The 22,973-nt window shown below is 34.6% G+C and carries 24 protein-coding genes; 3 read left to right on the top strand and 21 right to left on the bottom strand.

Translation table 11 applies throughout. The features are described from left to right. Positions 1 to 4: 4 nt before the first annotated feature. From H964_RS11135 to H964_RS11060, 16 genes are all read right to left on the bottom strand, one after another. Complete coding sequence (locus H964_RS11135; RefSeq protein WP_011917356.1) at positions 5 to 982, bottom strand: PhoH family protein; 978 nt, start codon at positions 980 to 982, stop codon at positions 5 to 7. Between the two features lie 22 nt (positions 983 to 1,004). Beyond that, positions 1,005 to 2,147, bottom strand: a complete 1,143-nt coding sequence (locus tag H964_RS11130) for a sporulation protein YqfD (protein WP_039767679.1) — start codon at positions 2,145 to 2,147, stop codon at positions 1,005 to 1,007. A 1-nt stretch (position 2,148) separates the two neighbouring features. Further along, positions 2,149 to 2,442 (bottom strand): YabP/YqfC family sporulation protein, encoded by a 294-nt coding sequence (locus H964_RS11125; protein WP_011917354.1) that lies wholly within the window; start codon positions 2,440 to 2,442, stop codon positions 2,149 to 2,151. A gap of 120 nt (positions 2,443 to 2,562) precedes the next feature. After that, entirely contained in the window at positions 2,563 to 3,012 is a 450-nt protein-coding gene (locus H964_RS11120) for a GatB/YqeY domain-containing protein (RefSeq protein ID WP_039767677.1), read from the bottom strand. A 17-nt stretch (positions 3,013 to 3,029) separates the two neighbouring features. Continuing rightward, entirely contained in the window at positions 3,030 to 3,206 is a 177-nt protein-coding gene (gene rpsU, locus H964_RS11115) for a 30S ribosomal protein S21 (protein ID WP_011917352.1), read from the bottom strand. A 98-nt stretch (positions 3,207 to 3,304) separates the two neighbouring features. Further along, on the bottom strand, positions 3,305 to 3,721 hold the full coding sequence (locus tag H964_RS11110) for an acyl-CoA thioesterase (protein ID WP_039767670.1): 417 nt from the start codon (positions 3,719 to 3,721) through the stop codon (positions 3,305 to 3,307). A gap of 18 nt (positions 3,722 to 3,739) precedes the next feature. Further along, positions 3,740 to 5,491, bottom strand: a complete 1,752-nt coding sequence (gene pyk, locus H964_RS11105) for a pyruvate kinase (protein ID WP_039767668.1) — start codon at positions 5,489 to 5,491, stop codon at positions 3,740 to 3,742. A gap of 21 nt (positions 5,492 to 5,512) precedes the next feature. Beyond that, entirely contained in the window at positions 5,513 to 6,481 is a 969-nt protein-coding gene (pfkA, locus tag H964_RS11100; protein WP_011917349.1) for a 6-phosphofructokinase, read from the bottom strand. A 24-nt stretch (positions 6,482 to 6,505) separates the two neighbouring features. Continuing rightward, positions 6,506 to 6,697 carry a hypothetical protein gene (locus H964_RS11095; protein WP_011917348.1) on the bottom strand — a complete coding sequence of 64 codons (192 nt, stop codon included), beginning with the start codon at positions 6,695 to 6,697 and terminating at the stop codon, positions 6,506 to 6,508. Positions 6,698 to 6,713: 16 nt separating this feature from the next. Next, the gene (mtrB, locus tag H964_RS11090; RefSeq protein WP_011917347.1) at positions 6,714 to 6,959 is read right to left on the bottom strand and encodes a trp RNA-binding attenuation protein MtrB; all 246 of its coding nucleotides are present in this window, start codon (positions 6,957 to 6,959) and stop codon (positions 6,714 to 6,716) included. A gap of 48 nt (positions 6,960 to 7,007) precedes the next feature. Then, entirely contained in the window at positions 7,008 to 10,421 is a 3,414-nt protein-coding gene (locus tag H964_RS11085) for a DNA polymerase III subunit alpha (protein ID WP_039767664.1), read from the bottom strand. Between the two features lie 23 nt (positions 10,422 to 10,444). Next, the gene (locus tag H964_RS11080) at positions 10,445 to 11,518 is read right to left on the bottom strand and encodes an HD-GYP domain-containing protein (protein WP_011917345.1); all 1,074 of its coding nucleotides are present in this window, start codon (positions 11,516 to 11,518) and stop codon (positions 10,445 to 10,447) included. Further along, positions 11,499 to 12,098: a 5-formyltetrahydrofolate cyclo-ligase gene (locus tag H964_RS11075; RefSeq protein ID WP_039767662.1), complete on the bottom strand. Its 600-nt coding sequence runs from the start codon at positions 12,096 to 12,098 to the stop codon at positions 11,499 to 11,501. Before H964_RS11075 ends, H964_RS11080 begins: the two co-directional genes overlap by 20 nt. Positions 12,099 to 12,207: 109 nt before the next feature. Next, positions 12,208 to 12,384 carry a 50S ribosomal protein L32 gene (rpmF, locus tag H964_RS11070; RefSeq protein WP_039767660.1) on the bottom strand — a complete coding sequence of 59 codons (177 nt, stop codon included), beginning with the start codon at positions 12,382 to 12,384 and terminating at the stop codon, positions 12,208 to 12,210. Positions 12,385 to 12,389: 5 nt separating this feature from the next. Beyond that, positions 12,390 to 12,911 carry a YceD family protein gene (locus tag H964_RS11065; RefSeq protein ID WP_039767658.1) on the bottom strand — a complete coding sequence of 174 codons (522 nt, stop codon included), beginning with the start codon at positions 12,909 to 12,911 and terminating at the stop codon, positions 12,390 to 12,392. Between the two features lie 63 nt (positions 12,912 to 12,974). Further along, on the bottom strand, positions 12,975 to 13,619 hold the full coding sequence (locus tag H964_RS11060) for a helix-hairpin-helix domain-containing protein (RefSeq protein WP_039767656.1): 645 nt from the start codon (positions 13,617 to 13,619) through the stop codon (positions 12,975 to 12,977). A 133-nt stretch (positions 13,620 to 13,752) separates the two neighbouring features. Between H964_RS11060 and H964_RS11055 the strand changes: the two genes are divergently transcribed. Next, positions 13,753 to 15,117: a D-alanyl-D-alanine carboxypeptidase family protein gene (locus H964_RS11055; RefSeq protein ID WP_039767654.1), complete on the top strand. Its 1,365-nt coding sequence runs from the start codon at positions 13,753 to 13,755 to the stop codon at positions 15,115 to 15,117. Positions 15,118 to 15,149: 32 nt separating this feature from the next. Here H964_RS11055 and leuS read toward each other — a convergent pair whose 3' ends face one another. The 5 genes from leuS to nadD are packed head-to-tail and all read right to left on the bottom strand — an operon-like array spanning position 15,150 to position 20,374. Then, positions 15,150 to 17,603 (bottom strand): leucine--tRNA ligase, encoded by a 2,454-nt coding sequence (gene leuS / locus H964_RS11050; RefSeq protein WP_039767652.1) that lies wholly within the window; start codon positions 17,601 to 17,603, stop codon positions 15,150 to 15,152. Between the two features lie 44 nt (positions 17,604 to 17,647). After that, positions 17,648 to 17,974: a ribosome silencing factor gene (gene rsfS / locus H964_RS11045; RefSeq protein ID WP_039767650.1), complete on the bottom strand. Its 327-nt coding sequence runs from the start codon at positions 17,972 to 17,974 to the stop codon at positions 17,648 to 17,650. A 26-nt stretch (positions 17,975 to 18,000) separates the two neighbouring features. Next, entirely contained in the window at positions 18,001 to 19,212 is a 1,212-nt protein-coding gene (locus H964_RS11040; protein ID WP_039767648.1) for an LCP family protein, read from the bottom strand. Further along, positions 19,209 to 19,787 carry a bis(5'-nucleosyl)-tetraphosphatase (symmetrical) YqeK gene (yqeK, locus tag H964_RS11035; RefSeq protein WP_039767646.1) on the bottom strand — a complete coding sequence of 193 codons (579 nt, stop codon included), beginning with the start codon at positions 19,785 to 19,787 and terminating at the stop codon, positions 19,209 to 19,211. The genes H964_RS11040 and yqeK overlap by 4 nt, the downstream gene beginning before the upstream one ends. Further along, entirely contained in the window at positions 19,784 to 20,374 is a 591-nt protein-coding gene (nadD, locus tag H964_RS11030) for a nicotinate-nucleotide adenylyltransferase (RefSeq protein WP_039767643.1), read from the bottom strand. Before nadD ends, yqeK begins: the two co-directional genes overlap by 4 nt. A 151-nt stretch (positions 20,375 to 20,525) precedes the next feature. Here nadD and H964_RS11025 point away from each other — a divergent pair, with 151 nt between their 5' ends. Together H964_RS11025 and argH are read left to right on the top strand one after the other, a co-directional pair. Further along, a complete protein-coding gene (locus H964_RS11025; RefSeq protein ID WP_039767641.1) occupies positions 20,526 to 21,737 on the top strand; it encodes an argininosuccinate synthase in 1,212 nt (403 codons plus the stop codon). Next, positions 21,730 to 22,973 (top strand): argininosuccinate lyase (gene argH / locus H964_RS11020; protein WP_051109343.1); only part of this gene is annotated, 1,244 nt, incomplete at its 3' end. The genes H964_RS11025 and argH, both read left to right, overlap by 8 nt.

Genomic DNA, 22,973 nt, shown 5'->3' with positions numbered 1-22,973 from the left:
CATCTTAAGCCTTTTGTTTCTCCTTTCGTTTTTCTTCATACCTATTGTATGCATTTATAATCTTCTGAACAAGTTGATGTCTCACAACATCTTGATATGTCAAAAACACAAATTCAATTCCCTCAATGTCTCTTAATATCTTTGTCACCTGAACAAGTCCTGATTCAACACCGCTTGGCAGGTCAATCTGGGTTATATCGCCAGTTATGACCGCTTTTGAGCCAAATCCAAGACGTGTCAAAAACATCTTCATCTGCTCAGAGGTTGTGTTTTGGGCCTCATCTAAAATAATAAAAGCATCGTCCAAGGTTCTACCGCGCATATATGCAAGCGGAGCAACCTCTATAATTCCTCTTTCCATATACCTCTGATAGGCTTCTGTACCAATCAAATCATGCAGTGCATCATAAATTGGTCGCAAATAAGGGTCAACCTTTGTTTGCAAATCGCCTGGTAAAAATCCTAACTTTTCGCCTGCTTCAACCGCTGGTCTTGTTAGGATGATCTTGCTTATCTCTTTCTTTTTAAGATAATAAACAGCCATGGCCATAGCTAAATATGTCTTTCCTGTTCCTGCAGGTCCAATTCCAAACACAATTGTGTTGTTCATTATAGCATCAATATATCTTTTTTGCCCTAATGTTTTGGGCTTTACTTGTTTTCCTCGGTGTGTGATAAATATAACCTCATCTTCTAATTTTCTTATTTCTTCATCTTCTAATGTCTCAATAACATACCTTATTGTGTGCTCATCAATGTCCATTTTTTTCTTTTCCATATCATGTAAAATCTTTATTGTCTTCTCTGCCCTTTTGATATTTTCTGGATTGTTTCCGATAATCTTTATTGCGTTGTCGCGAAAAACTATACTTACATTTAAAAGCTCTTCTAATGTTTTGACCTTAGAGTCAAACTCACCAAAGATATTCCAAAAATCCTTTGTGTCCTCAATACTGACAGTTGAGATTAATCTTTCTTCCAACAAGCTTACCCTCCTACGTTTCTTATTTTTTCAAAGTAATATCTTCTAAACACTCATAATCTCTTATACATTTTATTTCCTTTACTTCACTTTTCACCTTTTTAATCTTAAAATATGTCTTCACTTTAACAATACTCTGAATTTTTTTACCCAAAGTAATCTTTTTAAAATTATCATTACACCTTTTTATTAACTCCCTTTTTATCTCCTCCAAATTAATTATATGTTTTTTTAACTCATACCTTTTTATTTCATATATACCTACTCGAATTGGAACAATAAAAAGTTTATACTCTCTTATTTTAATTTTATCACAATTCTCATTATTAGTAACTACAATTTTTGGTATAAACTCATGTTTACCAATTACAATAAATGGAACCTTTTTTTGTGATGTATAGACCTTTTGATATGCAGGCAAAGAAAAGTCTCGAGATACTGAATAAAAAGTTGTTGCAACTATCTCTGCTATTGCATCTTCATAGTATTCATTCCCATCTTTTGTAACAACCCTGTTATCAATAAGAAGTTGTCCTGCGATTACTGTATCGCCTTCCTTGACAAGAGCATTCCCTGACTTTAGTATCAATTTTTGTATAACTCCACTACTTTTCGCAAAAATTTTACCCCATTTGTTTTTTAAATCTCCTTCTTCTTTTTTTACATACTCTACTATCAACAGTCCACCTTCTTTTTTAACTTTTACCCACATTAGCTCTTCCAAATCTGCAAGAAGCTTCTTTGAAAGCTTTTCTTGGTCAATCTTCATCTTTAAAGTAAATGGCTTTATATTGTAGTTTTTTAGTGTTTGTACTATTTTATCATCTATTAATTTATTAGAGTCATGAGATTTTATCTTTACATCAAATATAAAAAGGCTGAACAAAAAGAGTAATAAGATACAAAACAAAATAGAAATAAGCTTGAAAGTAGTTATTTCTCTTATCAAAAAATAAATTCCTCTTTTTTCTAAGATGTGAATTCTTGAATTTGTTCTCTTGACAATATTTACTACTTTCTTGAAATCGGCTAAATACACTACAATAACCAATGAATTCTGTCCTTTTTCCCTAATGTCCAGCAAAACTTTATTGAATACAAGCATGTTTAAAAACTTGTTTAGATTCTCACCTTCTACTTTTAAGATTAGCTGATTTGCAAACATCCTACTTTTCCTTCTCCTCATTTAAGCTTATATACTCAATTGATCTTATTCTTCCACTAATCACCATTACCTCTTCATCCATTTTTTTGATTAGAAGACCACTTCCCTTAATATAAAGCGGATGCCTTACCGTATTTATCTTAACTAAACCTTCTTCATACAATATAAGTCCTTTGTGATTCTCTACTACTACCTCATCTTCTCCAATAAGTGTAATTCTCGGCTCATTTGTGATTATCTCTCTTGGAACTTGAGAGGCTTGTATTACCTCTTTTAAGGTCTTTGACTTCTTCATCGACAAACCAGTTTCACTTGAAAATAAACATCTTCACCTTTATTTTATTTATACTCATATCTTTTTATAACAAAAAAGTGGTCCCCTTTTCTCAAAGAGAACCACTTTTTCACGCTTTTTTCACATTTTTGACAAATGCTTTTTTACAATTTCACTAACAACCTTACCTTCTGCCCTGCCACTCACTTTATGCATTACCTCTTGCATAACCTTACCCATATCCTTCATCCCAGAAGGTTTTACTCTTTCTATCACATCAAGCACTATCTTTTCTAACTCTTCCTGGCTGAGCATAGGCGGAAGATAAGATTGCAATATCTCAATTTCTCTATTTAGATCATCAATCAAGTCTTGTCTTCCGCTTTTTATATATTCAGGCAAGCTGTCTTTTCTTTTTTTAATTTCTTTTGCAATGACATTCAACACACCATTGTCGTCAAGCACAACTTTGTTATCTTTTTCAAACTGCAATATTGCAGCTCTTACCATACCAACTACATTTTTTCTCACGACGTCCTTGTCTTTCATAGCAGACTTATAATCTTCCAATAGCTTTTCTTTAAGGCTCAATTACAACGCCTCCTAAATTATCTGCGTTTTCTCCTGCGTGCCGCTTCTGATTTCTTTTTTCTCCTTACGCTTGGGCTTTCATAGTGCTCTCTTTTCCTGAGCTCTGCTAATACCCCAGCCTCTGCACATTTCTTTTTAAATCTCCTGAGGGCACTATCGAGTGATTCATTTTCACCCACTCTTACTTCTGACATCAATTTCCCTCCCCTCAAACCAGGCTCTAAAACATAACCTTGGGATTATGGTATTATTATAACTCAGCTATTTGAGGTGTGTCAAATAATTTTAAATATTACATATTTTCTTCCAATAAGGTCTTGAACAAATTGAAAAGTTCTTTGTTCTTCTTCTCAAGATTTATAGGTCGAAAGTTTTTGTCAACAAAGGCATGTTCAGTATATCCTATTGCACACACAACATGGTCTTTCACAACTTCATAATAGAATTTTATTCGCACAGGCGTCAAATTATTAACCCTTGCGCTAACCTTCACTCTTTCTTCATAAAAACAAGGTTTTTTGAACTCGCACCCGCAGCTTATTAAAGGCAAATATACACCTAAGTTATTTTCAATCTCGGAATATGAAATGCCTACCTTTTTTATAAGCTCGGTTCTTGCAACCTCAAACCATACAAAATAGTTCGAGTGATGGACAATCCCCATTTTGTCTGTTTCGGCATACCTTACAACAAGGTCTGTCTCTATCATCTTCTATTACCCCAATAATTAATTTTTAAGTTCTCCACTAAAGACAAGTCCTTTTTGTGCATCCATCGTAACAACAATACCATTTTTAAGTATCTCTAAAGCGTTTTTAGCATCGGTTATAACAGGAATATCCAAAGCTGCCCCAACAATTACTGCATGAGAATTTTGCCCGCCTTCTTCTGTTATTATTCCAGCTGCTCTTTTCATATAAGGAATAAACTCATTGGTTGTTTGTGTTGTAACAATGATGTCACCGTCTTCAAAGTTTTGCTTTAGCTCATTAAGATTTTTTGCAACACATACTCTTGCTGTCACCTTTCCACTTCCCCAGCCTCTTCCTTCAACAAGCACATGACCGACAACATGAACTTTGAGAATATTTGTAGTGCCACTTACACCAACTGGCACACCTGCTGTTATTACAACCAAATCACCATTTTTAACAATCTTTGATTTAACAGCAATCTCCACCGAATGGTCAAAGATATCATCTGTAGAGTCTTTATACTCTGCCAAAAAAGGATAAACACCCCATGAAAGATTGAGCTGTCTTCTTACCTTCTCGCACGGTGTTGTTGCTATAATTGGGCAGGCAGGTCTGAATTTTGACACCATTCTTGCTGTGTTGCCTGACTTTGTCACAGTGATGATTGCCTTTGCTCCAAGATCATGCGCAGTTGTACAGGTAGCATGAGATATGGCATTTGTAACATTTACTGGCATGTCAAATACTTGGGATTGGAATCTTTTGATATAGTCTATTTGACTTTCTACCCTTTCGGCAATCTTTGCCATTGTAGCAACACTTTCAACAGGATACTTGCCCATAGCTGTCTCGCCAGAGAGCATTATCGCAGATGTTCCATCAAAAATTGCATTTGCAATATCGCTGACTTCTGCTCTTGTTGGGCGTGGGTTTCTTATCATTGACTCTAACATTTGGGTTGCAGTTATTACTGGCTTTCCTGCTTTATAACATTTTTCAATGAGCATCTTTTGCACAAGCGGCACTTCCTCAAATGGAAGTTCAACTCCCAAATCCCCTCTTGCAACCATGATTCCATCAGCAACTCTTATTATTTCATCACAGTTTGCAACGCCTTCTTGAGTTTCTATCTTTGCTATTATCAAAAGGTCTTTGCCATTGTGTTTATTTAAAAATTCTCTTATTTCAACTACATCACTTGCTTTTCTTATAAAAGAAGCTGCCACAAAGTCAACATCGTTTTCAATTCCAAAGAGGATATCTTCCTTGTCTTTTTGGGTCAGTGCAGGTAGTCTTATTGGTATTCCTGGTACGTTTACTCCCTTTTGATTTGTCAAAATACCACCATTTTTTACCTTGCAGATTATATTTTTGTCTGTCTTGTCTTCAACAACAAGCTCAATTAATCCATCGTCAATTAATATTTTATCACCCGGCTTAACATCTTTAACAAGTTCTTTGTAAGTTATGCTCACAATCTCTTCATTTCCTAATATTTCTTCGGTTGTGAGTGTGAATCTCTGTCCTTCTTTTAGCTCAACCTTACCGTCTTTGAAAAAACCAATCCTAATCTCTGGACCTTTTGTATCAAGCAGAATTGGAATTGGCTTATCAAGCTCTTCTCGTATCTTTTTTATCATATCAATCTTCTTTTTATGTTCTTCGTGGGTGCCATGTGAAAAATTAAGCCTTGCAACATCCATTCCATTTTCAATGAGCTTTCTTATAATCTCTTCTGAATCGGTTGCCGGCCCTAATGTACATATTATCTTTGTCTTTCTCAACTTTAAAACCTCCACAACTTCTTATAAAGACAAGATTGTAGCCAAGTCATACATGTACTCGTCAATGCTCTTTTGCATAGAAAGCGCCTCGTCAATATCATAGTCAACAATCTTTCCATCTTTTAGGGCAATTATCCTGTTCTTCTTTCCTTCTTTTATTACTTCAACAGCTCTTGCACCCATAAGGCTTGCCATAACTCTATCATATGCAGTTGGTGAGCCACCCCTTTGTATATAACCCAAAATTGTTGCTCTTGTTTCAATTCCTGTTGCCTCTTCAATCTCTTTTGCAAGTTCTGTTGCCCCACCAATTCCCTCTGCCAAGATAATTAAATTGTGAAGCTTTCCCTTGTTCTTACCATCAATAATTCTTCTTATTATCTCATCTTTATCTAAACCCTTTTCAGGTATTACAATGGATTCAGCACCACCTGCAATACCACTATAAAGTGCAATGTAGCCTGCATGTCTTCCCATTACTTCTAATATGCTAACTCTCTCGTGAGAGGTTGCTGTGTCTCTAATCTTATTGATTGCGTCTTGTACAGTATTTAAAGCAGTGTCAAAACCAATTGTATAATCTGTACATGCAATGTCATTGTCAATTGTACCAGGAATACCCACTACATTTATTCCAAATTTGCTCAAATCTCTTGCCCCTCTAAAAGACCCATCTCCACCAATTACTACAAGAGCATCAATCTTGAATATTTTGCACATAGAAGCTGCTTTTTTCAGCCCGTTTTCTGTCATAAACTCTGGAGACCTCGCAGTCAAAAGTATTGTTCCACCACGCTGAATTATATCAGACACTGACCTTAAATTCATTTCAAATATATCGCCTTCTATTAGCCCATTATATCCGCGCCTTATACCCATCACTCTAAAACCATAGTAAATCCCTGTCCTCACAACAGCCCTTATAGCTGCATTCATTCCAGGTGCGTCTCCGCCACTTGTGAGCACTCCTATTGTCTTCACTTCTGGCATATACAATACCCCTTTCCGTAAAATTTAAAATCCTTTTTCAATAATTATGTTATGTGCTTCATTGACATCTGTCTCAGGAACAATAATCTCAAAATACCCTTCTTGCCCCTCTTGCGAAATTGCTTTAACCTTTGCAAGTATTCCCACTTTTTCTAATTCTTCTTTTATTTTGTTGGCTATTTCACTGTTGGAGGTTATATATACAACTTCCCACATAAAAACACCTTCTAAATCATTTATTTTGGGATTCTGAAATCACAACCCCAAATTTGGTATAAATCTCTGCCTTGCCTCTTACCTTTATTGCTGAGGTCACCTCAGTAAACTGGGCAAGCAATACCTCACCACTGTCCAATTTTTCAGTATGGTGAAGTTTTGTGTCTTTTCCCCTTGTGAGACCTATTACATTTACTCCGTTCTCTAACGCTTTTACTACTATATAGTCACCATTCTTGTACTCGTATAAATTTTCGTTCATTATTGTTTCTCACCTCTTTTCAAATATTATAACAAAAATACCTAAAAATCAAGAATCTAAATCTTCAAGCCACACATTTTCTTCACCGAACCACTCTTTGAGCTGCTGTATTACAGTAGGATTTATATCTATGCACATGTTTGATTTTGAAACAAGTCTTTTTTGCTTGTAATAAAGAATGATTTTTGAACTGCCAGTAAAGAACCTGACAAATGAGGTAAACTTTTTAGATTTTAAAATAGAGTCCTCATCTGTTTTTATTGCAATTGCTTTATTGGAATTCTTTTGAGAAGATGATGTTTGTGCTTTGTCTATTTTTTGTGCAACAATTTTAACACCCTCGTCCTCTCTAAATGTAGCTTTGGCTTCAATCAAGACAATTGCATTCTCTTTAATCAAATGCGAATACTTCTCATAAACACTTGGAAAGAACAAAACCTCTAAAGTATCTGTCAAATCCTCAATTTTAGCAAACGCCATTGTTTGATTATTTTTGGTCAGCTTAATTTTCACTTCTTTTAATATCCCACAGACAAGTATTTGCTGGTACTTATATTCATCATCTTCTGTCATGTTAGAAAGTTCAGCTAAACTTACAACATTGTATTTTGAAATCAAATCTCCATACTTTTCTAGGGGATGACCACTTATGTAAATTCCTATTGTGTCCTTTTCCATTTGCAAAAGTTCTTCAGCCGTCGGTTCAGGAAGGTTTTTATAAGAAAACATCTCCGTCTTGTCCTCTGAAATCTCAAAAAACGTAACCTGATTTGCATTTTTCTTTTGAGATTGTTTAATTGTCAGAATATCTTCTACAGAAGCTAATAATGAATTTCTATTTATTTTAGTAAAATCAAAAGCACCACTTTTTATTAAGTTCTCAATAATTCTTTTGTTCACTGTATTATTATCTACCCTCATTACAAAATCATACAAATCTTTAAAATCTCCATTTTGTTCACGTTCTTTCAAAATATGAGAAATCACATTTTCACCCAAGCTTTTAATTGCCCTCAAGCCAAACCTGATACTATTTCCTTCAATTGTAAAATCATAACTACTTTTATTTATATCAGGTGGTAAAATTGAGATTCCAAACCTTCTGCACTCCTCAATATACATCCCAACCTTTTCATTTGAGTTCATCACACTGGTTATTAAACTTGTCATAAACTCAATTGTAAAATATTTTTTTAGGTAAGCTGTTTGATATGCCAATATAGCATATGCTGCTGCGTGAGATTTATTAAATGCATAGCTTGCGAAGTCTTCGATTATTTCAAATATCTTCTCAGCTGTCTGTCTATCAACGCCATTTGCTACAGCGCCCTCAATAAACCTGTCCCTCTCTTCCATTAAAATGTCAGCCTTTTTCTTTGCCATTGCACGTCTTACCAAGTCAGCTCTCCCAAGTGAATAACCTGCAAGTTCTCTAAATATTTGCATGACCTGCTCTTGGTAAACGATACACCCATATGTGACATTCAAAATTGGCTCAAGTTTGGGATGTAAATATTCTATTTTCTCTTTATTGTTTTTATTTTGGATATACACTGGGATCTGGTCCATGGGGCCCGGTCTAAAAAGAGATATACCTGCTATTACATCTTCTAAGTTCTCTGGTTTTAACTCTTTCATAAATTGTTTCATACCACTGCTTTCAAGCTGAAACACTCCATTTGTATTTCCTTCAGAAATGAATTGGTAGACACTCCTGTCATTGTAGTCAATCTTGTCTAAGTCAATTTCAATCTTGCGATGTTTTTTTATAAGCTCTAAGGTATTTTGAATAACAGTAAGAGTCCTCAAACCCAAAAAGTCCATCTTTAAAAGCCCAAGCTCTTCTAAAGTGGTCATTGGAAATTGAGTAACAACGGCATCTTCTGTCCTTGCCAAAGGTACTAAATCAGTTATAGGACAACTTGAGATAACAACCCCTGCTGCATGAACAGAAGTATGGCGTGGCATTCCTTCAAGACTTCTTGCAGTGTCAATTATTCTTTTGACAGTCTCATTTTGCTCATAAATCTTTTTAAGGTCATGATTTACTTCAAGCGCCTTATCAATTGTCATACCTGGTGAAAAAGGTACCATCTTAGCAATTTCGTCCACTTGTGCATATGGTACACCAAGTACCCTTCCAACATCTCTTATTGAGGCTCTTGCCGCCATTGTACCAAATGTTATAATTTGGCTTACTCTGTCTTTTCCATACTTATTAGTGACATAGTCTATGACTTCCTGCCTTCGCTGATAACAAAAGTCAATGTCAATATCAGGCATAGACACTCTCTCGGGGTTTAAAAATCTTTCAAAAAGTAGGTTATACTTGATTGGGTCAACGTTTGTGATTCCAAGGCAGTACGCAACAATACTTCCTGCAGCAGACCCTCGCCCAGGCCCCACCATTATATTATTCTGCTTCGCATAGTTAATAAAATCATGGACAATCAAAAAGTATTCAGTAAAGCCCATATCTCTGATTACATTTAATTCCATTAAAAGCCTGTCATATGCAGTTTTGTCTTCTTTGGAATATCTTTTTTCAAATCCGGCAAATGCCAATTCTTTAAGATACTCAAATGCATCAGATTTTCCTTCTGGCAACTGAAATTTAGGAAGGTTAATCTTCCCAAATTCGAATTCAACATTACATTTCTCTGCAATTTCCAAGGTATTTTTAAGGGACTCTGGAATGTATCCAAATATCTCTTCCATCTCTTGAGCAGATTTGAGATAAAACTCACTTGTAGGAAACTCCATTCTATTACTTTCATGTATTGTTTTCCCTGTTTGAATGCAAAGTAATATGTCATGAATCTCTCTGTCTTCCCTTTTTAGATAATGCACATCATTTGTGGCAACAACAGGAATTTGATATTTCTTGGATAGTCTTATAAGTTCACTATTCACAAACCTTTGCTCGTCAATCCCGTGATATTGAAGTTCAAAGTAAAAATTACAACCAAAGACATCCTTGTAAAAACCAATTGCATCCATTAGTTTTTCTTTTTGGTCTCTGAGAATAAATTTCGGTATCTCCCCAGCAAGACAGCTTGTTAGCGCAATCAAGCCTTTTGAATACTTTGAAAGTATTTCCCTGTCAACTCTTGGCTTATAATAAAAGCCTTCCACAAATCCAATTGAGACAATTTTTGAAAGGTTTTTATACCCTTCATTGTCTATAGCAAGAAGCACAAGATGGTGAATATCATTGTCAATATTTGGTTCTTTATCAAAACGTGAACGTGGAGCAAGATATACCTCACAGCCAATAATAGGCTTTATCCCGTTTTCTTTTGCTGCCTTGTAAAAGTCGACAACACCATACATTGCACCATGGTCTGTTATCGCAATACTGTGCATATTGAGCTGTCTTACTCTTTCAAATAAACTCTCTATACGAACCGCTCCGTCAAGCAAACTATACTCTGTATGTACATGAAGATGGACAAAGCTCATCTTATTTTACACCTTTCTTGCCTTTAAAGTTCTATATCTTCTAAAACATCCACTATATAATAGTGAAAATTTAATGCCAAATCTATATCTTTTTTATACGGAAGTTTTCTACCTTCACTATCATAAAAGATTCTCACAATAGGGCGAGATGGAAATCTTGGATTGTTATGTACTACAATACCCTTTTCTCTTGTGTTCAAAATCACAGGTGTTCCAACTTGGAATAATGATATAAATGTAACAAATTTTGATACTATATAGCTGTCAAAGTGAGTCGAACATGAATTCAATAGGTATTCAATTGCCATATGAGGTTTTAATCGTTTTCTGAACTCCCTGTCACTTACCAATGCATCAAATACATCCACAACAGCAACAATTTTGGCCGTTTGTGGTATCTCATCTCTTGTCTTCCCAAAAGGATAACCGCTTCCATCCAGTCTTTCATGATGATAAAGAGCAATTTCAGATACATGTTGGTCAAATTTGTACTCAGAGTTTAAGATATCATACCCCATAATTGTGTGCATTTTAATCATTTCGTATTCCTTTTCCTGAAGCGGTCCTCTTTTATTTAATATATTTCTTGGAATTTTTACTTTACCTATATCATGCAGCAAAGTACCCATTCCAAGGGATAGCAATTTGTCATAGTCATAATTTAGCTTTATTCCAACAAGAAGGGAAAAGATGGTAGTGTTAAGTGAGTGAAAAAGGGTATAGTTTCCAACTGTCCTGATATCACAAAGGTTTAGTATAACTTCTTTTTGCTCAAGAAGTTGAGAAATTATCTTGCTAACAAGTACTTTTATCTCCGGGGTAATCTCTTGTGTATTGATATACTCTGCGCTGAAAGCAGTATTCACTACCTTAAATGCTTCTTCTTTAATCTCCTTTGTAATAACATCCTCTATTTCAACTATGTCAATGTTGTCATCCACGATGTATATATCATACACACCAAAATCCTTTAGCCTCTTTATCATATTGTTTGTAAGCTTCTGACCTGAAGCCACTAAAACCTTCCCATCCTCACTGTATATGTCTTTTGCAAGCACCATATTCTCCTTGGCATTTTTAAGTAGTATCCTTCTCATTGTATTCTCCCCTATATTTGTTTTCTCTTGTCAAAATAAACCTATCTGTCACAATAACATCAAGCTTAACATCATGCCTTTCAGAAAAAATTTTTGGTACTTTTTGAAAATGATACGCTACCCCCACCTTTAAACAAGAAGGCTCCACCTCTTTTAAAAACCTGTCATAATACCCTTTGCCAAATCCTATTCTATTTAAACTTTGGTCAAAGGCTAATAGGGGAATTATACAAACGTCTATATCAGATGGATTTACCTCTATAGTTTCTTTTGGTTCAACAATCCCAAACCTGTTTCTTTTTAGTTTGCCATCTTTTCTATACTCTCCAGCAATCATTCTGATCCTGTCAACAATTTTGGGCACACAAATCCTTTTACCTTTTGCAGAAAGGTAATTTATAATCCTGCTTGTATCAACCTCATATGGCAAGTTCATATATACAAACACTGTATTAAAGTTTAACTTTGAGAGAAATTTCTTTAAGTTTAAGTAGACTAATATATCAAGATGCAACTTTTGAAAATTACTTATCAGTCTTCTTCTAATTCCAATTATCTTTCTTATTTTTTTCTTTTGCAAGAGAAAATTCACCCTTTGCATTTTAATTTATCACATTTTTAATAAAAATTAAAATATCTTTTTTTCATAAGTAAAAATAGCCCTGAAAATCCACTCAGGGCTATTTCGATTAGTCTTCATTTACTACTTTTCTGTTTTTATAATACCCACAACTTGGACAAACTCTATGTGGAAGTTTCATCTCGTGGCACTGTGGACACTCAACAAGATTTGGCGCCTTAATTTTCCAATTTGCTCTATGCTTATGCGTTCTTTGCTTTGACCATCTTCTTTTTGGTTGAGCCAACTTTTTCACACCTCCCTTTTTTCATCTGTGTCAAGTTCGTTTATGAGTGTTTTTAGAACGCTCAGTCTTGGATCAATCTCATTCTTTTCACATGAGCACGAATTGAAATTGAGATTGGTACCGCAAATAGGGCACAACCCCTTGCAGTCTTCTTTACATAAATATTTCATTGGAAGATACAATACAATGGTTGCAATGACATTTTCATCAAATTCTATTACCTCATTTTCAAATTGAATTACATCATCATCTCGAACTTCTACTTTGTTTGAATATTCTTCATAAAATGGAACATCAACCTCAATGAAAGCATCCTCCGTACATCTGTAACAAGTTGTCTTAAGTTTTGTTCTGATATTACCACTTACCTCAATTACATTCCCTTTCTTTGTTGCAATCCCATAAAAAATAACTGGTTCAACAAAGAATAAGATATCACCTCTGAATTCTATCTTTTCCCATGTTTCACAAAATTCAAATTCTTCTGAATCACCATGTGATTTTAGTTTTGATACATCTAATCTCATCTTTAAGTCACCTCATATCATAACGGTTGTATTATAAACTTTTATTTGAGTTTTGTCAATTCTTTATTGAACTGTGATAGAATCCTTAATAGCTTCAAATATCTTATCCCCTATGCCATTTACATTTTTTATTTCTTCTATACTTTTAAACGGACCATGTTTTTGTCTATATTCTATTATCCTTTCCGCAAGTTTATCACCTATTCTATCAAGAGTCTTCAGCTCCTCTTTTGAGGCAGTATTAATATTTATCTTACCACTTTGGCCTGACGAACTTGTACTGTTTTGTGCTACCTCAGAAGCCAGATTGCTTTGAGTCTGCATCTCACCAATTTTGGGAATGTAAATCTTCTGTCCATCCTGGATCTTTTCAGCAAGGTTTAAGCTATTTATATCACTGTTTGGTAAAACGCCACCAGCTACCTCTATTGCATCGTTTACTCTGCTACCACTCAGAAGTTCATAAACCCCAGGCTTTTTTACGTTGCCACAGACATACACTACACACTTTTGTTGTTCATAGGGTTTGTCTGTTTGCACATCTACCTTTTCTTGACTCTGTTCATCTATTACCTGTGTGTCAAGCTTTATCTGCTGACCAAGATTTTCACTTGTATTTGTGTGTGTTACATATTGAAATATATTCAGTAGAAGAAGTAGTACAATTATGGCAATCATCATCTTTTCTCTTTTTGAGAATGAAAACACAATTTCACCTTCCTTCTTTGGTCAAATGCAAAATAATGCTTAGGAATGTTCACAATTGACTTAATTTGTCTGTATAATATATACTTATTTTATCATACATATCAAAGGCTTTTAAAGGAGGCAACATGTTTTAATGACACAAAAGTCTAAAAAGGTTCCTTTTAGTTGCTTGAGGATTGCTTTACTAATCTTCTTAATTTTACTTATGCCAGTACCGGTTTATTCAAAAGAAGAAAGTAATACTTTATTACCAGATATAAGTGCCAAGTCGGCACTTCTCATTGAGGCAAACACAGGACAAATACTTTTTCAAAAGAATCCAAACTTAAGGTGCTTTCCAGCAAGCACAACCAAAATCCTAACAGCCCTTGTTGCACTCTCGAAGGAAAAAGACCTTGGCAAATTGTTCAAAGTCTCCAAAAACGCCATCATGATAGAGCCTGGGAGTAGCAGTTATTACCTTAATGAAGGCGAAACAATATCTTTTCAAGACGCACTTTATGCAATGCTTTTAATTTCCGCAAACGACGCTGCTAATGTAATTGCTGAAAATATATCTGGCAGCATACAAGAGTTTGTTAAAGAAATGAACCAGTTTGCTCTAAATATTGGTGCAAAGGACTCACACTTTGTAAATCCAAACGGGCTTCACAATCCACAACATTACACAACAGCTTATGATCTGAGCTTAATTGCCCAGCAAGCTTATAAAAATGAAACTTTGCGAAGGATTGTATCAACAGTTGAATATAAAATTACAACAGCTTCTATGCACAAAAAACCCGATTGGCAGATTATATACAATATCAATAAGCTTTTACGTAAAAATTCAAAATATTATTACCCATACGCAAATGGCATGAAAACAGGCTACACTGCTCAAGCAAAAAGGTGCTTGATTGCCTCTGCTAAAAAAGATGATATAGACCTTATTGCAGTTATTCTATCCTCAGACGACGCTTTTGCTGATGCAATCAAACTTTTTGACTATGGTTTTAACAATTTCAGAAAAGAAGAGCTGTTTAAACAAAATCAGATTATTGGAAAAGTAATGGTGGACAAAGTTAATAAAAAGTGGATTGATGGTTATATCAAATCTTCATTTTATGTGCTAAAAAATAAAAACACAAATTCAAAAACCCAAGATATTACTTACCATATAACCTTTTTAAAAGACATTAAACCGCCAATAAACAAAGATACAGTAATTGGAAATGTATATATTTACAGTGCGGGGAACTTGCTTTCTTCAATCCCTATACTCTCATATGAAAGTTACATTCCTCAGTCAAAAGTTACATCAGTCATACATACTGTAAAAAAAGGGTTTGTCAAAGGAATGAAGTTTTTATTTGATTTTCTCTTAGCTGTTGTAGGGTTAATATTTATTTTCGCGATAGCAACTATAATAAGACTTAGAAGAAAAAGAGTAAAACTCAGATTAAGGTCAACAAAGACAATAGACTTTTCTTCATTTCCAAACAAAAAGCTAAAATAAAAAGAGGGTCATCGATCTTGACCCTCTTTTCTTTATTTTATGACAATGTTAACAAGTCTATTTTTAACATATATAAACTTCACAATCTCTTTTCCTTTTAAAAGAGTTTTAATTTTCTCATCATTCATGATCTTCTGTTTCAGTTCCTCTTCAGAGATATCTGCAGGAATGTCAAACCTTGCTCTGATTTTACCGTTTATTTGAACAGCTATCTCAACATTCTTTCTAACAAGCGCACTTTCATCATATTCAGGCCATGAAACATCTTCGATGTCTCCTTCAAATCCCATAATCTCCCATAGTTCACATGCTATATGAGGCGTAAATGGATATATTAAAACCAAAAGGTTCTTTAGTGTCTTTAAAATTAGTTCTCTATTTAAACTGCCTTTTTCTTTATAGTCATATAAGAAGTTCAAAAGCTCCATTATACTACTAATTGCAGTATTGAAATTAAACCTCTCACCTATGTCCTCAGTAACCTTTTTAATAGTGTAATTTAGCCTATAATTAAGTTCCTCGTCAAGCTCAGACTGACCAGTTGAAATGCTTTCAGAAAGCTTATCTTTTAGTTCAATGTAAAGTCTCCAAAGCCTATTTAAGAATCTAAAACATCCTTCAACGCCCTGGTCTGACCACTCTAAGTCTCTTTCTGGTGGCGCTGCAAAAAGGATAAATAACCTTGCTGTATCAGCTCCATACTTTTCAACTATATCTTCAGGGCTAACAATGTTACCAAGAGATTTTGACATCTTCGCACCATCTTTTAACACCATACCTTGGGTCAAAAGATTCTTAAATGGCTCTTCAAATGACACATAGCCCAGGTCGTAAAGCACTTTTGTAAAGAACCTTGAATATAAAAGATGTAGTATAGCATGCTCCACTCCACCAATGTATTGGTCAACAGGAAGCCAATAGTCTACAAGCGACTTTTCAAATGGTTTTTCACAATTTTGGGGGTCTGTATATCTAAAGTAGTACCAAGATGAACATATAAAGGTGTCCATTGTATCAGTTTCTCTTCTTGCAGGTTTTCCACATTTTGGACAGGTTGTTTTTACAAACTCCTCACAATAAGCAAGCGGTGACTGGCCTGTTGGCTTGAATTCAACATTGTATGGCAAAATTACTGGCAATTCCTCTTCTGGAACAGGTACAATTCCACAGTCATCACAGTATATAATAGGAATTGGTGCACCCCAATAACGCTGACGAGAAATTAGCCAATCTCTTAGTTTATAAGTAACACAAGCCTTGCCATAACCCTTTTCTTCAAGGTATTCTGTAATCTTTTTCATAGCCTCTGTGTTCTTTAGTCCGTCAAACTTACCCGAATTAATTAAAATTCCTTCCCCTTCATAAGCGCTTTGAACATTTTGTATGTCAACTTCATCACCTTTAATGACAACCTTTATGGGTAGGTTATATTTTTTTGCAAAGTCAAAATCTCTTTGGTCATGAGCAGGAACACCCATTACTGCACCTGTTCCATAGTCCACAAGTACATAATTTGCAATCCAAATAGGCAGCTTTTCTTCTGTCAGCGGATGTATAGCATACCCACCTGTGAACCTTCCTTCTTTTTCCGTCTCTGTTGATGTCCTCTCAATTTCGTTTAGATACTGCATCTTCTCAATAAATTCAAGACATTCCTTCTCTTGTGGTTTTCCTGCAATTATCTCTTTTGTTAGTGGATGTTCTGGTGCCAAAACCAAGTATGTCACACCAAAAAGTGTATCAGGTCTTGTTGTGAAAACCTTTATTCTCTTACCAAGACCGTCTATTTCAAATTCAATCTCTGCGCCTTCACTTCTTCCAATCCAGTTTCTCTGCATAATCTTGACTTTCTCAGGCCAACCATCAAGTTTTTCTATATCGCGAAGAAGTCTTTCTGCATATTTGGTTATTCTAAAGAACCACTGTTCTAAGTCCTTTTTACCAACAAGAGATTTACACCTTTCACACCTTCCGTTTACAACTTGTTCATTTGCCAGAACTGTTTCACAGGACGGACACCAGTTAACATACGACCTTTTTCTGTATGCAAGTCCGGCTTTGTAAAATTGCAAAAACATCCACTGTGTCCATTTGTAATATTCAGGGTGGCATGTAGCAACCTCTCTGTCCCAGTCATAGCTTATGCCAAGCTCTTTTAGCTGTCTTTTCATGTTCTCAATGTTTGACCATGTCCAATCAGAAGGATGGATTCCATGTTTAATAGCAGCATTTTCTGCGGGTAGTCCAAAAGCATCCCAGCCCATTGGATGCAATACATTATATCCTTTGAGCCTCATAAACCGGGCAAAAACATCCCCAATTGAATAATTTCTTACATGTCCCATATGGAGTTTCCCTGAAGGATATGGAAACATCTCAAGCACGTAATACTTTGGTTTTGGACTGTCTTCTGTAACTTTGTACTTGTTTTGTGAAAACCATTTTTGCTGCCATTTTTTTTCAATTTCTCTGAAATTGTATTCCATAAAACATACCCCCATTAATCTTATCTTTTGAGTACTTTAAAAAGCTATATTGCTATTTCCACCTTCGGAGCATCTATCCATAGCCTTTCTAAATTATAAAATTCTCTTTCTTTTTCATGAAAAATATGAAGAATTACATCTCCATAATCAACAACCACCCATCTATAACTCTCTTTTCCTTCAATTCTGAGGATATCAGCAGGAGACTTTTCTTCTATCTCATCAACAAGCGCCTTAACGTGTTGGATATTTGAAGCGCTGCATATTATGAAGTAGTCTGCTATTATTGTAAGCTTTGATATATCCAAAACTACAATGTCTTGGGCCTTTTTTTGACTAAGAATCCTTACAATTTGAAGTATCTTTTCCAATTTAATTTTGTCACCCCTTTTTTAGTTTACTTAACTTTAATATACACATCAAATTTGTCATTGTAATCAGGAGAGTATACAACTTGATAAGTGGAAAGGTTAATGTCATTTTTTAATAACTCTAAGTATTTTCTATTTACTCTTTTTAACTCAACCTTGCTGCTTTCAAGCTTACTTACCCTTCCAAGATTAACATTTGAGTATCCTTTTGACTCAAGGTCATTTTTAAGCTGGGTTGCTTTATCATCAAATGACCCTGATAAGATTTTTATCTTCATACTATCTTTTAATACCTCAGGTTCATTTAAATCATCAATTAAAGCTTTGCATTTTTCTTCATTTAAGATGTAATAAGAGACTCTGTCAATATATTTAGGATACCCTGGTAAGATTGTCATCATGATATTTTGTGTATTGAACTTTCCAACATTTTGTATAAACCACATTATTTCATTTTTTGTAAAATTATGGTCAGTATATTTAGAAACGGTCTGGACAATTAGTGGAAGTCTTACTATGTTTTGTGGTTTTAACATCTTTTCAATGAGGGCATATAAAAGTTTTCTTTGCATCTCTATGCGTCCTAAATCGCCGCCTCTACCATATTCTTTGCCATTTGAGTTGTGTCTCCAGCGCAAAAACTCCACAGCCTTTTTGCCATCAAGATGCTGAAGACCAGCAGGGATATTAATATAAAGCTCTTTGCCAGGTGTTGTGTCAACATAATAAAGGTGGAATGGTACCTCAACATCAACACCGCCAACCAAATCCACTATCTTTTCAACAGCCTCATAGTTTACAACCACGTACTTGTCAATCTTTATACCAAGAACATCCTCTACTGTTTTTACAGCAAGCTTTGATTTCCCATAGGCATAAGCAGCATTTATCTTTGAATACCCTTTTATCCCCTCAACTTTTACTCTTGTATCTCTTGGTATTGAAATTACAATTGGTTGAAAGTCTTTTTGTATATGAACAAGCATTATTGTATCTGACCTTCCACCCTGCTTTTCATCACATCCCAGAACAAGAATATTCATAGGAAGCTTGTCTTCTATATCAGCAGGCTCAGTGTTTGTTACCTTTTCAATAATGTTGCTCAAAATTGGAGGTAATGTCTTTGTTTGTTTAATATATAATGCAGTTGCTAAGATACCTATAAGCACAATAGCAACTGTTATCAGAAAAGAACTTAAAAATATCTTTGCCTGTTTTTTAAGTCGTATCCTCTTCAACTGTCTTCCCCGCTTTCTTTGAGAATTAACTGATTTCTTGCAAAAATAGTAGAAGGATGTATAAGTCCGCCTTTTTCAATTACATACTTGATAGTGTTGTCCATGGCCATAACTACTGCCTTGTCAAGATTCTCAAATGATTTCTTTCTAATAAGCTCGACCGATTTGAATTTTCTTGATGGTTCAATTAAATCAGCAACATAGATGATTTTTTCTAATTTTGTCATATTCTCTCTTCCTGTCGTATGATATGCTATAGAGTTCAATATATCACTATCATAAATTCCAAAAAGTTCCTTTGCAAGATAACATCCTGCCGGGCCGTGTAAAAGCTCTGGCTGACTTATCATTATGTTATCTATAACTATACCAGATTTGAAAGCACAATTCAACAACTCTTCTTTTTTGAGGCACTTTGCACAGTCATGAACAAGCCCTGCAATCATCGCCTTTTGAACATCTTCATCAAATCTTTTGGCTAACATCATTGCACAGTCCATTGTCCCAAGTGAATGGACAAACCTTTGCACATCCAAAAGTTCTTTCAGTTTCTCTTTGATTGTATCAATATTCACTCTTTATAAAGCCCCTTTCTTATTATATATTCTTCCACTTTTGGATGCACCATATATCTTATGCTTTTATTCTCTCTTATCAGTCTTCTAATCTCTGTTGAAGAAATGTCAATAATAGGCATATCTATCAGAACCATTTTTGCACTAAACTGTATACCAAACTCTTCAATTTGTCTTCTTATCAAAGTTGTATCCCTTTCTCTTGGCAAAACAATAATAGGAAATTTTTTTAAAATCTCTTCTGCCCTGTACCATTTAATAATTTCAAAAAGATTGTCGCTTCCTAGTATGAAATACACTTTCTCATAAGAGGTGGCAAAGTAGTTTAAGGTATTTATAGTCCAGCTCGGCTCTTTATTCTTTATTTCAAAATCGCTTATTTCAAAGTCTGGATTATCTTCAATTGAAAGTTTTACCATTTCAAACCTGTCTTCAGGCAATGCGATATCAACATTTTTATGCGGTGGTACACCATTGGGTACAAAAATAACCCTGTCAACCTCAGAAAAATTTTTAACATACTGTGCCATAATCAAATGTCCTATATGAATAGGATTAAATGTTCCACCAAAGATAGCTACTTTCATTTAAAAACTCCTTGAATTTATAAGCATATCTAAGATATTATAATAAAATAAATCCTTTTAAATCTCAAGAAAATTAAAGAAAGAACTGTTGAATAATTATTCATTTGGGTGTATAATTTTATAAAAATCTATAAAGTGAGGGGAATTGAAGATGCAACTTAACAAAGTAGTGCTCGCCTATTCAGGTGGGCTTGATACATCTGTTATAATACCATGGCTAAAAGAAAACTTCAGCTGTGAGGTTATTGCAGTTGTAGTGGATGTTGGCCAAGAAGATGACTTTGAGGCCATAAAAGAAAGAGCCTATAAAACTGGTGCATCAAAGGTTTATATTGAAGATGCCAAAGAGGAATTTGTAAAGGAATATATATTCCCTACTCTAAAAGCTGGTGCAGTTTATGAAGGAAAATATCTTCTTGGCACGTCAATGGCAAGACCACTAATTGCAAAAAAGCTTGTTGAGATTGCTAAAAAGGAAAATGCTGATGCAATAGCTCACGGTGCCACAGGCAAAGGTAATGACCAGGTAAGATTTGAGGTGACAATAAAGGCACTTATGCCAAATATAAAAATAATTGCTCCTTGGAGAATGTGGAACTTAAAATCACGTGAAGACGAGCTAAATTACCTTGCTCAAAAGGGTATAGACATTCCTTTTAAAAAGGAAGAAAGCTATAGTATGGACGGGAATATATGGCATCTTTCACATGAAGGACTCGATTTAGAAGATCCTTGGAATATGCCCAATTTTGATAAAGTGCTAAAGATTACTAAAAATCCTATTTCATTAAACGACCAGCCAGAGATTATAGAAATAGAATTTGAAAAAGGTGTTCCTGTAAAGGTAAATGGCAAAGAAATGAATTGTGTTGAGCTTTTAAAGTATTTAAACAAAATAGCTGCAAATCATGGAATTGGCATTGCTGACATAGTTGAAAACAGGCTTGTTGGAATGAAATCGCGCGGCGTGTATGAAACACCTGGCGGGACAATCTTGCACTATGCTCATAGAGAATTAGAATATCTTTGCCTTGACAGAGCTACTTTGCATTTTAAAGAGATGGTAGCTATCAGATTTGCTGAACTTGTTTATGATGGGCTTTGGTTCTCACCTTTAAGAGAAGCACTTTCAGCATTTGTTGACAAAACCCAAGAAGTTGTAAATGGTACAGTAAAACTTGTGTTGTACAGAGGTAATATTTACTCTGCTGGTTCAAAATCACCAAATTCACTGTACATCAAAGACCTTGCAACATTTGAAGAAGACCAGATGTACAACCAAAAAGATGCAGAAGGCTTTATAAATCTTTTTGGCCTACCTTTGAGAGTATATGGTATGGTAAACAAAAAGGAGGATGAGTAAAATTAAGCTTTGGGAAGGAAGATTCTCAAAATCTACATTAGAGATCTTTGATCAGTTTAACGCTTCTATTTTTACTGATATAAAGCTTTTTGAATATGATATAATTGGTTCTATAGCTCATGTTAAAATGCTTGCAAAATGTAATATCATCAGTAAAGATGAGGCAAAATTAATTGAAACAACTTTACATCAAATATTAGAAGATTTTAAATCAGGAATAATAGAATATAAAGTTTCTGATGAAGATGTTCATATGTTAATTGAAAAAGAGCTAATAAAAAGAATAGGAGAAGTTGGTAAAAAGGTTCATACAGCAAGAAGCAGAAATGACCAAGTTACACTTGATGAAAGGTTATTTTGTCGTGAAAAGAACTTATATCTTCAAGAGCTGGTAAAAAGGTTGATAAATACTATCATAAAATTGGCTGAAGAAAATATAGATGTAATTATGCCAGGATATACACACCTTCAAAAGGCACAGCCAATACTTTTTTCTCACTACATTCTCGCATATGCACAGATGCTGAAAAGAGATTTGTTAAGATTAAAACAGAATTTTAATATAACAAATCAAAATCCCCTTGGAGTTGCTGCTTTGGCAGGAACAACATTTGACATAGATAGGTTTTTTGTAGCAAACCAGCTTGGCTTTGAAAGTATAACAGAAAATAGCATTGATACTGTATCTGATAGAGATTTTATTCTTGAAATGTTATTCATTTGTGCTATGATTCAGATGCATCTTTCTCGACTTGCAGAAGATTTTATTATATTTAATACCGATGAATTCAAATTTATTGAACTTGATGATAGTTTCTGTTCAGGCAGTAGCATAATGCCTCAAAAGAAAAATCCCGACGCTCTGGAGCTTATCCGTGGCAAGACAGGAAGAGTATACGCAAACTTGATTGGACTATTGACAGTACTAAAAGGTCTTCCACTTTCATATAATAAGGATTTGCAGGAAGATAAGGAATTTTTATTTGATTCTATTGAAACAGTAGAAATGAGTTTAATAGTAATAAATGAAATACTTAAAACTCTTAAAATTAACAAAGAAAATATGGTTAATTCCTGCAAATCTGGATTTATAAATGCAACAGACCTTGCAGATTATTTGGTAACAAAAGGCATTCCTTTTAGAGATGCACATTTTATTGTAGGAAACATTGTAAAGTACTGCATTGAAAGCGGCAAAACATTGGAAGACTTATCGTTAGAGGAATATAAAAGATT

It is taken from the genome of Caldicellulosiruptor sp. F32, assembly GCF_000404025.1.
Classification (GTDB): domain Bacteria; phylum Bacillota; class Thermoanaerobacteria; order Caldicellulosiruptorales; family Caldicellulosiruptoraceae; genus Caldicellulosiruptor; species Caldicellulosiruptor saccharolyticus.
Note: the sequence above shows the minus strand (reverse complement) of the source record. Positions and strands in the feature narration are given on the sequence as shown.

What these genes read in the sequence shown, in the direction of transcription:
- H964_RS11130 (WP_039767679.1), bottom strand. Translation starts at nt 2,147, where the DNA reads ATGTTTGCAAATCAGCTAATCTTAAAAGTAGAAGGTGAGAATCTAAAC.
- H964_RS11125 (WP_011917354.1), bottom strand. Translation starts at nt 2,442, where the DNA reads ATGAAGAAGTCAAAGACCTTAAAAGAGGTAATACAAGCCTCTCAAGTT.
- rpsU (WP_011917352.1), bottom strand. Translation starts at nt 3,206, where the DNA reads ATGTCAGAAGTAAGAGTGGGTGAAAATGAATCACTCGATAGTGCCCTC.
- H964_RS11110 (WP_039767670.1), bottom strand. Translation starts at nt 3,721, where the DNA reads ATGATAGAGACAGACCTTGTTGTAAGGTATGCCGAAACAGACAAAATG.
- pfkA (WP_011917349.1), bottom strand. Translation starts at nt 6,481, where the DNA reads ATGCCAGAAGTGAAGACAATAGGAGTGCTCACAAGTGGCGGAGACGCA.
- H964_RS11095 (WP_011917348.1), bottom strand. Translation starts at nt 6,697, where the DNA reads ATGTGGGAAGTTGTATATATAACCTCCAACAGTGAAATAGCCAACAAA.
- mtrB (WP_011917347.1), bottom strand. Translation starts at nt 6,959, where the DNA reads ATGAACGAAAATTTATACGAGTACAAGAATGGTGACTATATAGTAGTA.
- H964_RS11085 (WP_039767664.1), bottom strand. Translation starts at nt 10,421, where the DNA reads ATGAGCTTTGTCCATCTTCATGTACATACAGAGTATAGTTTGCTTGAC.
- H964_RS11080 (WP_011917345.1), bottom strand. Translation starts at nt 11,518, where the DNA reads ATGAGAAGGATACTACTTAAAAATGCCAAGGAGAATATGGTGCTTGCA.
- H964_RS11065 (WP_039767658.1), bottom strand. Translation starts at nt 12,911, where the DNA reads ATGAGATTAGATGTATCAAAACTAAAATCACATGGTGATTCAGAAGAA.
- H964_RS11055 (WP_039767654.1), top strand. Translation starts at nt 13,753, where the DNA reads ATGACACAAAAGTCTAAAAAGGTTCCTTTTAGTTGCTTGAGGATTGCT.
- leuS (WP_039767652.1), bottom strand. Translation starts at nt 17,603, where the DNA reads ATGGAATACAATTTCAGAGAAATTGAAAAAAAATGGCAGCAAAAATGG.
- nadD (WP_039767643.1), bottom strand. Translation starts at nt 20,374, where the DNA reads ATGAAAGTAGCTATCTTTGGTGGAACATTTAATCCTATTCATATAGGA.
- H964_RS11025 (WP_039767641.1), top strand. Translation starts at nt 20,526, where the DNA reads ATGCAACTTAACAAAGTAGTGCTCGCCTATTCAGGTGGGCTTGATACA.